The following is a 13,937-nucleotide window of genomic DNA, read 5'->3' as shown; positions in this document are numbered from 1 at the left end:
TCTGGGGCGCGCTCCAGGTGACGGCCGGTGACCACAGCTCGTGGCCTTTCTGCGTGCCTCCCCTGGCGATGCTGGGCATATGGCCGTTGCTGCGGTGGAATCGCGCGGCCTCATGGCCCCGTAGAGCGGTCAGCCTCCTATTCGTGCTGGCCGCGCTGGGTGGGATGACCGCCGGAGGCGCGATCACGACCATCCCCTTGGTGGTGGTGGTGCTCACACACATCGTCTCCGTGTTCGGGTTCGGCGGCGGCGTGTGCTTCAGCGCGGTCGCGGTGGCCTACACCCTGGCCGCGAATCTGATGATTGGGCGAGATGCCTGGTGGTCGCTCGCCGAGACGAGCGTGATGGCCGTGTTCACGGTGTGGGCGCTGATCGCCACCCGCGTACTGCTGGGCGCCAGGCAGCGCGCGGCCGACAACGAACGGCTGCTGGCCGAGCTGACCGACGCCCACGCCAAGCTGCGGCGGTACGCGGCCAGGGTGGGCGAGCTCACGGTGGCCGAGGAGCGGGCTCGCATGTCGCGCGAGATGCACGACTCCGTCGGCCACTACCTCACAGTGATCAACCTCGGCCTGGAGAACGCCCAGCGCTACCGCTCGGCCCGCCCCGACGAGGCGTGGGCCGAGGTGCGGCAGGCCCAGCAGCTCACCGTGGAGGCCCTGGCCGACACCAGACGCTGGGTGCGGGCGCTCAAGCCACTGGCGCTGGAGGGCAAGGCGGGCGCCACCGCGCTGGCCGAGCTGGCGAGGTCGTTCGAGGGCACCGGACTCGACGTCACCTTCCAGGCGGAGGGCGCGGGGCCGACGCTTGCTGAGGAGGCCGAGCTGGTCATGTACCGGGCGTTGCAAGAGGGGCTGACCAATGCGGCGCGCCATTCTGGGGCGCGGCGCGTGGAGGTCGTGCTCGGCGCCTCGGACGGCCACGTCGAGCTGGCCGTCACCGACGACGGGCGCGGCGCGGCGGACGAGCAGCTCGGCGGCGGGCACGGCCTGGCCGGGCTGCGCCAGCGGGTCACCGCGCTCGGCGGCTCGCTGCACGCGGGGAGCCGCGCGGAGGGCGGATTCACGTTACGGGTCAACCTGCCGGCCGGAACGGGAGCGGGCCTGTGATCGTCCGGGTGCTGATCGTGGACGATCAGGTGCTGATGCGCCAGGGCCTGCGCAAGCTCCTGGAGCTGGAGGAGGGCATCGAGGTCGTGGGCGAGGCCGCGGACGGGCTGGCCGCGCTCGACCTGCTCCCCTCGGCCAGGCCCGACGTGGCGCTGGTGGACGCGCGGATGCCGAGGATGGACGGGATCGAGCTGGTCGCCCGCCTGGACATCCCCGCGATCATCCTGACCACGTTCGACGACGACGACTACATCTTCGGCGGCCTGCGCGCCGGCGCCCGCGGCTACCTGCTCAAGGACACCCCGCCGGACGAGCTGGTTGCGGCCATCCGCAAGGCGGCCAGGGGCGAGACCGTGCTGGGCGGGGTCGCCGCCGAGCGGGTGGTCGCCGAGCTGCGCAGCGCCCCCGCCACGCCGGACCTCGCCGACCAGCTCTCCGAACGCGAGCACGAGGTGGCCGTCCTGGTCGGCGATGGCGCGACCAACCGGGAGATCGCCAGGCGACTGTTCATCACCGAGGGCACGGTGAAGAACCACATCTCCAGCATCCTGCGCAAACTACGGCTACGCGACCGCACTCAGCTGGCCATCCACATCGCGAGGTCAAGCTAACCCGTGGCGGACGGCGTACAGGGCGGCCTGGGTGCGGTCCTGGACGCCGAGCTTCATCAGCACGTTGGACACATGCGTCTTGACCGTCTTCTCGGCGACCGACAGGCTCCTGGCGATCTCCCGGTTGGAGTGGCCGGCCGCGATCAGTGCCAGCACCTCGCGCTCCCGTTCGGTCAGCGGCACCGGCCCCAGCGCCGGCGGTGAGCCGTTGGCGCCGGCCAGCATCGCCTCCGCCGCCTCGGGGGCGAGCAGCACCTGCCCCCCATGTACGGCCCGCACCGCCTGCACAAGCGCGTTCGGATCCACGTCCTTGTAGAGGAACCCGGAGGCACCCGCCCGCATCGCGGGGCCAACATCGGACCGGTCGCTCACGGAGGTCAGCACGATCACCCTGGGGAGCGCCCCCGAGAGCCGGGCCAGCGCGCCGAGCCCGTCGAGCACCGGCATCTTCAGATCGAGCAGCAGCACGTCGGGAGCGAGCTCGCCGGCCAGCTCGACGGCCTGGGCCCCGTCGGCCGCCTCGCCGACGACCGTGATGTCCTCCTGGAGGTCGAGGAAGGTCCGCAGGCCCTGCCGTACCACTGGGTGATCGTCGGCGATCAGCACCCGGATCACACGCCCACCTCCACGCGGACCGTCGTCCCCTCGTCGCGGGCCGAGGCGACGGTCATGACGCCGCCCACGGACTCCGCCCTGTCCCTCATCGACACCAGGCCCAGGCCGCGCGACTCGACCTGCTCGAAGCCCTTGCCGTCGTCGCGTACGGTCAGCACCAGCTTGCCGCCCTCGTCGACCAGCCGCACCTCGACGTGGCCGGCGTCGGAGTGCCTGAGCGCGTTGTGCAGCGCCTCCTGCGCGACCCGCAGGACGGCCACCTCCACCGCCGAGTCGAGCGGCGGCAGCTCGCCGCCCTCGAACGTGACGTGCGCGGGATGGAGCCGGTCGAGCAGGCGTACGTGCTTGCCCAGCGTCTCCGCCAGCCCGTGCCGGTCGAGCTCGGCCGGGCGCAGCTCGACGATCACCGCCCGGAGCTCGGCCAGCGCCTCGCCCGCCAGGCGCTGCACGCGTTCGAGCTCGGCGGCCGCCTGGTCGGGGGCGTTGGGCAGCAGGACGGCGGCGGACTGCGCGGTCAGCCTGAGCGAGAACAGCTTCTGGGTGACGGCGTCGTGCAGCTCGCGGGCCATCCGGTTGCGCTCTTCGAGCATGGCCAGCTCGCGACCCCGCTCGTACAGCCTGGCGTTGGTCAGCGCGATGGCGGCGTGCGCGGCGAACAGCGTGAGCAGGTCCTGGTCCGCCTCCGTGAACCCGTCGGGCGAGCGCTTGTTGGCCAGGAAGATGATGCCGAGCACCTCCTCGCCGTCGCGGATCGGGGCGCCGAGGAAGTCCTTCATCACCGGGTGCGCCTTGGGCCACCACTCGAACCTGGGGTCCTCGCGCAGGTCGGGCAGGCGTACCGGAGCCCCGTCGCGGAGCATCGCGCCGAGCATGCCATGCTGCCTGGGCAGCGGGCCGATCGCGTCCCACTGCTTGTCGGTGAGGCCCTCGGCGACGAACTCGGCGAACGAGCCGTCCTCGTCCGGCACGCCGAGCGCGGCGTAGCGGGCGTCGAGCAGCCGCTGGGCCGAGCGGACGATGACCTGCAGCACCTCGCGCACCGAAAGGTGCCGGGTCACCGCGAGCACGGCGGTGCTCACCGCCTGCATGATCTCGTCCCTGTCGGAGGCCACGGCACCCACTCTATGGTCCTGGGCCGTCATGCCCAGGCGCCATTGGTCCTAGGTCCATATGCCCAGGCGGAGGCGGCCCCTCAGCCCGATGTACGGCCGGTTCCGCGCTCCTACCGTCAAGCCATGACGAACACCGCACTGATCACCGGTGCCTCCCGCGGCCTCGGCCTGGCCCTGGCGACGACACTCGCCGGCGCCGGATGGGAGCTCCTGCTCACCGCCCGCGGCGCGGCGGACCTGGAGCGGGTCGCGGCCGAACTGGGCGCCACCGCCATCGCCGGTGATGTGAGCGACCCGGCACATGTCGAACGGCTCGCGCGGGCCGTACCCCAGCTGGACCTGCTGGTCAACAACGCGAGCGGGCTGGGCGTGACCCCGCTGCCCCCGCTGTCGGTGTACCCGAGGGATGAGTTCAGGGCCCTGCTGGAGACCAACGTGATCGCGCCCCTGGCCCTCATCCAGGCGACGCTGCCCGCGCTGCGCGCCACGCGCGGCGCGATCGTGAACATCACCTCCGACGCCGCCACCGGCGCCTACGAGGGCTGGGGCGGCTACGGCGCCTCCAAGGCCGCCCTGGAGCAGCTGTCCAACGTCCTGTCGGCTGAGGAACCCGATTTGGCCGTCTGGTGGGCCGACCCCGGCGAGATGAACACCCGCATGCTGGCCGACGCCGTCGGCGCGGAGGAGGCGGCCGGCGCGGCGGATCCCGCCAAGGTGGCCGCGGCACTGTACGACCTGGTCAGGGCCCGTCCGGCCAGCGGCCGGGTGAGCCTGCAATGACCGCCGCGCTCGACTTCGCGCTGCCGGACACCCTGTCGGCGCACGAACCACCCGAGGCCCGAGGACTGACCCGCGACTCGGTGCGACTGCTGGTCTCGCGCGGCCATCTCCCGCCGGAGCACCGCCGCTTCACCGACCTGCCGGGGCTGCTCGGCCCCGGCGACCTGATCGTGGTCAACAACTCGGCGACGCTGCCCGCCGCCATCAGGCTCGACCGGCTCGCCGTGCACTTCTCCACCGCGCGCGAGGACGGCACCTGGCTGGTCGAGCTGCGCCGCCGTACCTCGAAGTCCTCCGAGCCGTACGGCGGCGGCGAGCCGGGCGAGTGGCTGCCGCTGCCGGGACGGGCGACGCTGCGGCTCATCGAACGCGAGACGCCGCGCCTGTGGCGAGCCAGGCTCGATCGTGACGTGGAGGCGTACCTGCGCGATCACGGGGTGCCGATCCGCTACTCCTACGTGTCGCGCGACTGGCCGCTCGACGCCTACCAGACCGTCTTCGCCACCGTGCCGGGCAGCGCGGAGATGCCGAGCGCGGCCCGGCCGTTCACCGCCGAGCTGGTCACGGCTCTGGTGGCGCGCGGCGTCGGCATCGCGCCGATCACTCTGCACACCGGGGTCGCCTCGCCGGAGAAGGACGAGCCGCCCTACGCGGAGCGGTACGAGGTGCCCGCGGCCACGGCCCGCCTGGTCAACCTGACCACGGCGAACGGAGGCCGGGTGGTGGCCGCCGGCACCACCGTGGTGCGCGCGCTGGAGACGGCCGTCGCCGACGACGGGCTGGTGGCCGCCTCGGCGGGCTGGACCAGGCATATCGTGACGCCGGACGTCGGGGTCAAGGCCGTGAGCGGGCTGCTCACCGGCCTGCATGAGCCCAGGTCAAGCCACCTGATGATGCTCACGGCAATCGCCGAGCGGGAGCCGCTCGCCCGCGCCTACGAGGCGGCGTTGCGGGAGGGGTACCTGTGGCACGAGTTCGGTGACACCCACTTGCTGCTGCGCCGATAGTGGCCCCTCGTGCTCATGTGTCAGGGTACGCCCAGTAGCCTGGCTCAATGTGGACCAGCGCACCCTCCTGATCACCCTGACCGGCCCGGACCGACCGGGCGTCACCTCGAGGCTCTTCTCAGTTCTGTCGGGTTTCCCGGTGACCGTGGCCGACATCGAGCAGGTCGTCATCCGCGGGCGGCTCACGCTCGGCGTGCTCGTCGCCTACGCGGGCGGTCCGTCGACCGGCACGGGCAGCACGCTCGGCGCCATGTGGACCGCCGTCGAGCGGGTGGCTGAGGACCTCGGCCTGGAGCTGGAGCTCTCCACCGGCTCCCAGACCAAGGAGCAGCGCCGGCGCGGCCGCCTGTCGGTCAGCGTGCTGGGCGCGACGCTCCAGCCCGCCGCGATCGCGGGCATCGCCGGGCGCATCGCCGCCGCCGGCGCGAACATCGACCGCATCGAACGCCTCGCCCAGTGGCCGGTCACCTGCATCGAGCTGTCGGTCTCGGGCGCCGACCCGAGCGCGCTCCGCGTCGAGCTGGCCGCCGAGGCCGCCGCCCTGCACGTCGACGTGGCCGTGCAGCGCACCGGTCTGTCGCGGCGGGCCAAGCGGCTGGTAGTCATGGACGTCGACTCGACGCTCATCCAGGGCGAGGTCATCGAGCTGCTGGCCGGCCACGCGGGCTGCCTCGAAGAGGTCGCCCGGGTCACCGAGGAGGCCATGCGCGGCGAGCTCGACTTCGCCGAGTCCCTGCGCCGCCGGGTCGCGCTGCTCGAAGGGCTGCCGGCCGAGGTCTTCGAGCAGGTACGGCAGCAGGTCGTGCTCACCCCCGGCGCCCGTACGCTGGTCCGCACGCTCAAGCGGCTCGACTACCGCTTCGCCATCGTCAGCGGCGGCTTCACCCAGATCACCGACAGCCTGGTCGAGGACCTGGGCATCGACTACTCGGCGGCGAACGTGCTGGAGGTCGTCGACGGCAAGCTCACCGGCCGCGTCGTCGGCGAGATCGTCGACCGGCCGGGCAAGGCCCGCGCGCTGGAGCGGTTCGCCCGCGAGGCGGGGCTGCCGATCAGCCAGACGGTGGCCATCGGTGACGGGGCCAACGACCTCGACATGATCGCGGCGGCCGGGCTCGGGATCGCCTTCAACGCCAAGCCGGTCGTCCGGGAGGCGGCGGACACCGCGGTCAACACCCCCTACCTCGACTCGATCCTCTACCTGCTCGGGATCTCCCGGGACGAAGTGGAGGCGGCGGACGCCGAGGACGGCGTGCTCACCCGCTGACCTCTCCCTCCTTGGGGTCCCAGCGGGTGATCAGCTGCGCCTCGCCCGGCCACAGGTCCACCCAGTCCGCTTCGGTACGGATGACCGCGAACGAACCCGGCCGGAACCCGTAGTCGCCCCCGGCCAGCGCGATCGCCAGCTCGTGCACGCCCGGGTTGTGGCCGCACAGCACGACCGTCTCCAGCTCCGGATCGGTCAGCTTGACCAGCGCCAGCAGCTCCTCGGGGTAGGCCTGGTAGACGTCACGCTCATAGCTGACCGCCACCTCGGGGAAGGCCAGCTCGGCGGTCTGCTTCGTACGCAGGGACGGGGAGCACAGCACCAGGTCGGGCGCCAGCCCGAGAGCCCGCACCTCATCACCGGCCCGCTTCGCGTCACGCTCGCCCCGGTGCGTCAGCGGACGTTCGCTGTCCTCCAGGCCGGGGACCTGCGCGGCCTTGGCGTGGCGGAGCACGATCAACGTACGCACGTGCTCAGGTTCCTCTCGTCGCCCACACACCCAGCGCGACGATCACCGCGAGGATGGCCAGCATCGCCAGCAGAATGTAGGCCAGCGCCTTGCCGCCGCTGGGCCGCTTGTCTTCCATCCGCCCAGTTTCCCACCGGGGGCGGCGGGTTCCGCACCTGACCCGCGATCCTTCTTCGTTTCTTGGGACCGCTGGTTTCTTGAGACCCGCAGCCCTTGGGGGACGTTGTTTCTTGAGACGTGGAACGCCCGCTCCCCCAGACCTCGGAGGAGCGGGCGTCCGGATGGGGTCGCTAGGAAGCCACCGGTTGGTGCTCCCGGTTGTTGTCGTTGCTGGCCGACTCGCTGGTGGCCGAGCGGCGCTTGGAGACGAGGATGGCGCCGACCACCACGCCCACGGCCACGACCGTGATCCCGATGCGCAGGGCCGGGTTGCCCGCGTACAGGACCACTGCCGGCGCCACCAGGAGCGCCACCAGGTTCATCACCTTGATCAGCGGGTTGATGGCCGGTCCGGCCGTGTCCTTGAACGGGTCGCCGACCGTGTCACCGATGATCGTGGCTTCGTGGGCCTCGGAGCCCTTGCCGCCGTGGTGACCGTCCTCGACCAGCTTCTTGGCGTTGTCCCAGGCACCGCCCGAGTTGGACAGGAAGACCGCCATGAGCGTGCCGCAGGCGATGGCCCCGGCCAGGAACGCGCCCAGCGGCGCGTACCCGAGGGCGAACCCGACCGCGATCGGTGTCATGACCGCCAGCAGGCCGGGCGTGGCCAGCTCGCGCAGCGAGTCACGGGTGCAGATGTCGACGACGCGGCCGTACTCGGGCTTCTCGGTGCCGTCCATGATGCCCGGGTGGTTGCGGAACTGGTCGCGTACCTCGAAGACCACGCGCATCGCGGCCCGCCCGACCGCGCTGATCGCCAGCCCGGAGAACAGGAACACGACCGCCGCGCCGATGACCAGGCCGACGAGCACGTTGGGCTGGTCGATGCTCAGGCTGAAGGTGGAGAACGCGCCGAGCGCCTCCTTGGCCGCCTGGCTCGCCTTGCCGAGCTCCAGCTCCACGGCCGTGCGGAACGCGCCGAACAGCGCGGTCGCCGCGAGCACCGCCGTGGCGATCGCGATGCCCTTGGTGATGGCCTTCGTCGTGTTTCCGACAGCGTCGAGGCTGGTGAGCACGCGCGCGCCCTCACCCTCGACGTCGCCGGACATCTCGGCTATGCCCTGCGCGTTGTCGGATACCGGCCCGAAGGTGTCCATCGAGACGATGACACCGACCGTGGTCAGCAGGCCGGTGCCGGCCAGCGCCACCGCGAACAGCGCGATCGTCACGTTCCCGAAGCCCAGCAGGAACGCGCCGTAGACCGCGCCGGCGATGATCAGCGCCGAGTAGACGGCCGACTCGAGGCCGACGCTGATGCCCGCCAGGATGACGGTCGCCGGCCCGGTGGCCGAGCTCTCGCCGATCTCGCGGACCGGACGCCTGGTCGTCTCGGTGAAGTAGCCGGTCAGCAACTGGATGGCGCCGGCCAGAACCAGACCGATGATCACCGCGCCGATGGCGATGAGCCGCGGGTTGGCGGTGGACTGCACGGCCGAGCCGGTCAGGTCGCTGAAGGTGCTGGGCAGGTACCAGAACGTCGCCGCCGCGACCAGCACCGCGGAGATCCCGGCGGAGATGAAGAAGCTGCGGTTGATGGCGGCCATACCGCTGCGGTCGCCGTCGCGCATCCGGGTGACGAAGATGCCGATGATCGCGGTGAGCACGCCGATCATGGGCACGATCAGCGGGAAGATCAGTCCCTGCTCGCCGAAGGCCACCTTGCCCAGGATGAGGCTGGCGACCAGCATGACCGCGTACGACTCGAACAGGTCGGCGGCCATACCCGCGCAGTCGCCGACGTTGTCGCCCACGTTGTCGGCGATCGTCGCCGCGTTACGCGGATCGTCCTCCGGGATGCCCTGTTCGACCTTGCCGACCAGGTCGGCGCCCACGTCGGCGGCCTTGGTGAAGATGCCGCCGCCGACTCGCATGAACATCGCCAGCAGCGCCGCCCCGAAGCCGAAGCCTTCGAGGACGCCCGGCGCGTCACCCTGATAGACGAAGACGACGATGGCCGCACCGAACAGGCCGAGGCCCACGGTGAACATGCCGGCCACGCCGCCCGTACGGAAGGCGATGCGCATGGCGCGCTTCTCGCCCGCGTCACGGGCGGCCGCCGCGACGCGTACGTTTCCGCGTACGGCCAGCCACATGCCCATGAAGCCGGTCAGCGCGGAGAAGACCGCCCCGACCACGAAGAAGATCGAGCGGCCGATGCGCACATCGGCGGTCTCAGCCGGTAGCAGGAGTAGTAGGAAAGGGATCACGACGACGAAGACCGCCAACGTGCGGAACTGCCGCGCGAGATAGGCGGCGGCTCCCTCTTGTACGGCACGGGCGATGTCCTGCATGCGCTCCGTGCCGGGGTCGGCGGACAGCACCTCACGCACCAGGCCGCCGGCGACGGCTAGGGCGATCAGTGCGACCGCGGCGACCACGATCACGATAGTGAGATTGTTACCGCTCAGGGCCAGATTGGACGCTGGCTCCACCGCCAGCATGTGCCTAAACATCGTTCTCCTCGGCAAGACCGGTCGTCCTGCCCGGGCGGTGCGCAAAGATCGGCGGGCTGGTGCGGCACCATCCGGGTTATGGGTGCCGCTTCCGGTTGAGTCCGCAGTTTCGCCGGATCACCTTGGCCGGTGCCGGGAGTCTACGCACGGGCTGCGCGGATATGAAGGCTCTGCCGGTCGCTATTTGGCCACGCGTCCAGTAATCCCCCAGTAATCCCCAGCCAGCAAGGCGATTTGCCATCTGACAACCGATATTTCCCCGGGTTTACGGCCATGACAGGGTGCCCGAAACGACACGCCCGAAACATGGGTTTGGGGCATCCCAGAGGGACGACGGGGCGGTGGGCGCATCGCTCTTCGGCGCCCAGCGGCCGGGATGACATGCCGAAGCCGGGCCGTGGCTGCCCACGACCCGGCCGGTCACTCGCGAGGGGACGGCGACGGCCCTGCGGCCGTCGGCCGACGCCCTATGGCCATCGGGTGGCCAGGTGCTCTATGGCTGTTGGCTTGTGGAAGCCATGGGTGCCGTGCCTCGTATCGGCGCCCAGCCCCGTATCACCAGAGGAGCGTACCCCTGGACAGGGCTCAGCCATGGTCGGCGGGCGGGGCCCACCGTGCCGTGCCGTAAAAAAAGAAAAGATTGTCGTTATATCGGCGCGTGGCCATTGGTGGCGGCGGGCCAGCTCATGCGGATGCGCATCCCCTTCGGACTGGGGAACACCTCCACATCGTCGGCCAGCCCCGCGATCACCGCGATGCCGAACCCCGACATGAACGAGTCAGAGAGCATGCCCAAATCGAGGGGTTGCTCCTGCTTGATCTCATCGCTGGGGGCCTGATCGCTGACCGTGACCTCGAACCGTCCCGAGTCGTCTTTCAGCTCGATGCGGATGGGCTCTCCCGGGCAGTGCGCGCGATGCGCCTCAACCGCCCGGGAGCAGGCCTCACCGACGGCGAGCCTGACCTCGTCCAGCAGTGACTCCTCCACGCCGGTGCGCCGGGCGATCGCCGTCGCGACCAACCGGGCGGTCCGCACATGCGCGGGGAGGGCGCTGAACGTCAGCTCGACGGTAGCCATGACTACTTGTCTTTGCCGTGAGCTTCCTTGGCCTCGTCGACCGAAGCGTAGATCCCGAAGACCTTGGTCAGTCCGGTGATCCGGAAGATCTTGAGGATGCGCTCCTGCGTGCACACCAGCTCGAGCGAACCGTCGTGCGCCCGAACCCGCTTGAGCCCCCCGACCAGGACACCGAGGCCCGTCGAGTCGAGGAAGTCGACCTTCTCCATGTTCACGAGAAGGTGGAAGTTGCCCTTGTTCACCAGGTCGATGAGGAGCTCACGCAATCTCGGCGCCGTGTAGACATCGATCTCACCCTCAACCTCGACGATGGTGAGTCGGTCCTCGTTGTGGTGATCCAACTTCAGATCCACAGATCCTCCAGCGCCTCGCCTGCGAAAGTACCCTTGCGGGCCTGGCAGTCTGGAACGGGGCTCCAGACCGTCTGACCCTGACGCGCGGCATTCAACCACGCGTCTGGCTTGTGTCTATACGAAATCACGATTCCCGGCGACTTTGCCCACGGATGCAGACTGGAAACAGTGACTTCCTCCGCTTCCTCCCCACACCGGCCAGGTCCACTCCTCGGTCACCTGCTCGGTGTTCCCGCACGTCATGAGCGCGTCACTCATGTGGAGCATGTTCCAGCACGTCAGGCGGGTCAAGTGGGTTGGCCGAAATGGGCGCCGGAACTCCTGGTTACGCGCTTGGCGAACCGCGGAATCCCGGGATTGTGGCCACACCAGTACGAAGCCGCTGACCTGGCCCATCGTGGCCGAAATGTGATCATTTCCACCGGAACGGCGTCCGGGAAGTCGCTCGCGTACCTCACTCCGGCCGTCGCCTCCTGCCTCGACGGCGGCATGGTCCTTTACCTCACGCCTACCAAGGCCCTGGCCGCCGACCAGCTCCGCGGCCTCCGCGAGCTCCGCATCACCCAGCTCCGCGCGGCCTGCTTCGACGGCGACACGCCGTTCGAGGAACGTACCTGGGTCCGGCAGCACGCCAACTACGTACTAACAAATCCCGACATGCTGCATCGCAGCATCCTGCCCCGGCACGCCCAGTGGTCGTCGTTCTTCCGGCGGCTGCGGATGGTCGTGGTGGACGAGTGCCATGGCTACCGCGGAGTGTTCGGCTCACACGTGGCCCAGATCCTGCGCCGCCTGCGCCGCGTCTGCGCCCGCTACGGCTCGCAGCCCGTCTTCCTGCTGGCCTCAGCGACGGCCAGCGAGCCGGGGGCGTTCGCGATGCGGCTGACGGGCCTTGAGATGGCCGAGGTGACGTCGGACGGGTCTCCCAAGGGTGCGACGACCATCGCGCTCTGGGAGCCGCCCCTGACCGAACTACGGGGCGAGAGGGGCGCTCCGGTGCGCCGCACGGCCACCGCGGAGGCCGCGGACCTCCTGACGGACCTCGTCCTGGCGAAGGTCCGCACCCTCGCCTTCGTCCGCTCCCGGCGCGGCGCCGAGACAGTCGCCCTGACCGCCCGCGCCAAACTCGCCGACGTCGCCTTCTCCCTGGCCGGGACCTCAGGGCTGTCAACGGTTGACGGCTCATCGAGTACGGCCTCCGCCCCCGCAGGAGGCACTCCCGGTGCGCTCTCCCTGTCGGGTGGTCAAGCCATTCCCTCAGCACCCCCAGACCACGGCATTTCCCCGCCATCCTCTGCCCAAGACCCTCATCCAGCGTTGCCCGACCGCGACGGCACCACTTCACCAGGCTCAGACCCGGGCGCCACTCCACCAGGCTCAGACCAGGGTGCGCTGTCCTGGGGAGCGTCCGAGTCCGACCCCGCCGACTGGGCCGACCTTCCAGACCGGATCGCCGCCTACCGGGCCGGATACCTCGCCGAAGACCGCAGGCTCCTGGAGAAGGCCCTCCGCTCGGGCTCCATCATGGGCCTGGCCACCACCAACGCCCTTGAGCTCGGCGTGGACGTCTCCGGCCTGGACGCCGTCCTGATCGCCGGCTGGCCGGGCACCCGCGCCTCCCTCTGGCAGCAGGCGGGCCGAGCCGGCCGCGACGGCCAGGAGGCACTCGCCGTACTCATCGCGAGGGACGACCCCCTCGACACCTACCTCGTACACCACCCCCAGGCCCTCTTCGGTCAGCCCGTAGAGGCGATCGTGCTCGACCCGGACAACCCGTACGTCCTCGGCCCCCACCTCTGCGCGGCCGCCGCGGAGATCCCGCTGACCGACACCGACCTGCCCGTCTTCGGCCCCACCACCCCGAACGTCCTTGACGACCTGGTCACCGAGGGCCTGCTCAGGAAGCGCCCCGCAGGCTGGTTCTGGACCAAGCGCGAACGTGCCACCGACCTGGCCGATATCAGGGGCGGCGGAGGAGCACCCATCCAGGTCGTGGAGTCCGCGACCGGCCGCCTCCTCGGCAGCGTGGACGAGCCGTCCGCCCACACCACCGTCCACACCGGCGCCGTGTACCTGCATCAGGGTGAGACGTACCTGGTGGAGCTCCTCGACCTCGAAGCCGGCGTCGCCCTGGTGGGCGGTGCGGAGCCCGACTACACGACGTTCGCGCGCGACGTGACGGAGATCTCGGTGCTCGCCTCCCTGCGTTCGCACGACCTCGGCCCCGGCAGCCTCCACTTCGGTGAGGTGGAGGTGACCAGGCAGGTGGTCTCGTACCTCAAACGCCGCCTCCAGTCCGGCGAGATGCTCGGTGACGAGCCCCTGGACCTCCCGCCGCGCACCCTCCGCACCCGCGCAGTCTGGTGGACGCTCCCCGCCTCAGAAGTCGCCACTCTGGCCGAGGAGGGCTTCGACCTGGGCGGCGCCGCCCACGCCGCCGAACACGCCGCCATCGGCCTGCTCCCCCTCTTCGCCACCTGCGACCGCTGGGACATCGGCGGCGTGTCCACGGAACTTCACGCGGACACGGGCCTGCTGACGGTGTTCGTGTACGACGGCCACGAGGGAGGCGCCGGATTCGCCGAACGCGGCTACGCCCGTGCCACCGACTGGCTCACGGCCACCCGCGAGGCCATCGCCTCCTGCGAATGCGAACGCGGCTGCCCATCCTGCATCCAGTCCCCCAAATGCGGCAACGGCAACGAGCCCCTGGACAAACGCGGCGCCATCCACCTTTTGGACACCTTGCTACGCTCCACCCCCGCCGCCGCAAGCTAGTCCGGCGTCGACAAACGTCCGCGCTTCCTCCCCCCGAAGGGGGGTATCCCGCCGGGTGGCATGGAGGTGCAACCCCTCCGGGCCACCCGGCGGGATATCCTCCAGAAACCCCTGACACGACGGACTATCAGAGGGACCGGACCAAA

The 13,937-nt window shown here is 70.4% G+C and carries 12 protein-coding genes; 6 read left to right on the top strand and 6 right to left on the bottom strand.

Annotated features, from left to right (window positions below; translation table 11 throughout):
* The first annotated feature begins 143 nt into the window (after nucleotides 1-143).
* Nucleotides 144-1,109: a sensor histidine kinase gene (locus AB0L53_RS10645; RefSeq protein WP_363992709.1), complete on the top strand. Its 966-nt coding sequence runs from the start codon at nucleotides 144-146 to the stop codon at nucleotides 1,107-1,109.
* Nucleotides 1,106-1,720, top strand: coding sequence for a response regulator transcription factor (locus AB0L53_RS10640; protein ID WP_363992708.1), 615 nt, complete (start codon nucleotides 1,106-1,108; stop codon nucleotides 1,718-1,720). Before AB0L53_RS10645 ends, AB0L53_RS10640 begins: the two co-directional genes overlap by 4 nt.
* On the opposite strand, the gene AB0L53_RS10635 is transcribed toward AB0L53_RS10640, so the two are convergent.
* Together AB0L53_RS10635 and AB0L53_RS10630 are read right to left on the bottom strand one after the other, a co-directional pair.
* A complete protein-coding gene (locus AB0L53_RS10635) occupies nucleotides 1,712-2,335 on the bottom strand; it encodes a response regulator transcription factor (RefSeq protein WP_363992707.1) in 624 nt (207 codons plus the stop codon). The two genes, AB0L53_RS10640 and AB0L53_RS10635, sit on opposite strands and share 9 nt — an antisense overlap.
* Nucleotides 2,332-3,447: a GAF domain-containing sensor histidine kinase gene (locus tag AB0L53_RS10630; protein ID WP_363992706.1), complete on the bottom strand. Its 1,116-nt coding sequence runs from the start codon at nucleotides 3,445-3,447 to the stop codon at nucleotides 2,332-2,334. The genes AB0L53_RS10635 and AB0L53_RS10630 overlap by 4 nt, the downstream gene beginning before the upstream one ends.
* Nucleotides 3,448-3,570: 123 nt before the next feature.
* Here AB0L53_RS10630 and AB0L53_RS10625 point away from each other — a divergent pair, with 123 nt between their 5' ends.
* Genes AB0L53_RS10625 through serB form a run of 3 tightly spaced genes read left to right on the top strand, consistent with a single transcriptional unit; the run spans nucleotide 3,571 to nucleotide 6,501 of the window.
* Complete coding sequence (locus AB0L53_RS10625; RefSeq protein WP_363992705.1) at nucleotides 3,571-4,227, top strand: SDR family NAD(P)-dependent oxidoreductase; 657 nt, start codon at nucleotides 3,571-3,573, stop codon at nucleotides 4,225-4,227.
* Nucleotides 4,224-5,234, top strand: a complete 1,011-nt coding sequence (locus AB0L53_RS10620; RefSeq protein WP_363992704.1) for an S-adenosylmethionine:tRNA ribosyltransferase-isomerase — start codon at nucleotides 4,224-4,226, stop codon at nucleotides 5,232-5,234. The genes AB0L53_RS10625 and AB0L53_RS10620 overlap by 4 nt, the downstream gene beginning before the upstream one ends.
* 49 nt (nucleotides 5,235-5,283) lie before the next feature.
* Nucleotides 5,284-6,501, top strand: coding sequence for a phosphoserine phosphatase SerB (serB, locus tag AB0L53_RS10615; protein ID WP_357954532.1), 1,218 nt, complete (start codon nucleotides 5,284-5,286; stop codon nucleotides 6,499-6,501).
* Here serB and AB0L53_RS10610 read toward each other — a convergent pair.
* From AB0L53_RS10610 to AB0L53_RS10595, 4 genes are all read right to left on the bottom strand, one after another.
* A complete protein-coding gene (locus AB0L53_RS10610) occupies nucleotides 6,491-6,970 on the bottom strand; it encodes a histidine phosphatase family protein (RefSeq protein WP_363992703.1) in 480 nt (159 codons plus the stop codon). The two genes, serB and AB0L53_RS10610, sit on opposite strands and share 11 nt — an antisense overlap.
* 290 nt (nucleotides 6,971-7,260) lie before the next feature.
* The gene (locus AB0L53_RS10605; RefSeq protein ID WP_363992813.1) at nucleotides 7,261-9,570 is read right to left on the bottom strand and encodes a sodium-translocating pyrophosphatase; all 2,310 of its coding nucleotides are present in this window, start codon (nucleotides 9,568-9,570) and stop codon (nucleotides 7,261-7,263) included.
* A gap of 658 nt (nucleotides 9,571-10,228) precedes the next feature.
* Nucleotides 10,229-10,660 carry an ATP-binding protein gene (locus tag AB0L53_RS10600; protein ID WP_225299083.1) on the bottom strand — a complete coding sequence of 144 codons (432 nt, stop codon included), beginning with the start codon at nucleotides 10,658-10,660 and terminating at the stop codon, nucleotides 10,229-10,231.
* 2 nt (nucleotides 10,661-10,662) lie between these two features.
* Nucleotides 10,663-11,013: an STAS domain-containing protein gene (locus tag AB0L53_RS10595; RefSeq protein WP_020542579.1), complete on the bottom strand. Its 351-nt coding sequence runs from the start codon at nucleotides 11,011-11,013 to the stop codon at nucleotides 10,663-10,665.
* 408 nt (nucleotides 11,014-11,421) lie between these two features.
* Here AB0L53_RS10595 and AB0L53_RS10590 point away from each other — a divergent pair, with 408 nt between their 5' ends.
* A complete protein-coding gene (locus tag AB0L53_RS10590; protein WP_363992702.1) occupies nucleotides 11,422-13,791 on the top strand; it encodes a DEAD/DEAH box helicase in 2,370 nt (789 codons plus the stop codon).
* The last annotated feature ends 146 nt before the right edge of the window (nucleotides 13,792-13,937 follow it).

This window comes from Nonomuraea sp. NPDC052129 (assembly GCF_040680095.1).
Lineage (GTDB): Bacteria > Actinomycetota > Actinomycetes > Streptosporangiales > Streptosporangiaceae > Nonomuraea.
The sequence above is the reverse complement of the archived record's forward strand: the minus strand, read 5'-3'. Positions and strand labels throughout refer to the sequence as shown.

Excerpts from the sequence above, each read along its gene's own strand:
- AB0L53_RS10625 (WP_363992705.1), top strand. The coding sequence starts at position 3,571 with ATGACGAACACCGCACTGATCACCGGTGCCTCCCGCGGCCTCGGCCTG.
- AB0L53_RS10620 (WP_363992704.1), top strand. The coding sequence starts at position 4,224 with ATGACCGCCGCGCTCGACTTCGCGCTGCCGGACACCCTGTCGGCGCAC.
- AB0L53_RS10605 (WP_363992813.1), bottom strand. The coding sequence starts at position 9,570 with ATGCTGGCGGTGGAGCCAGCGTCCAATCTGGCCCTGAGCGGTAACAAT.
- AB0L53_RS10600 (WP_225299083.1), bottom strand. The coding sequence starts at position 10,660 with ATGGCTACCGTCGAGCTGACGTTCAGCGCCCTCCCCGCGCATGTGCGG.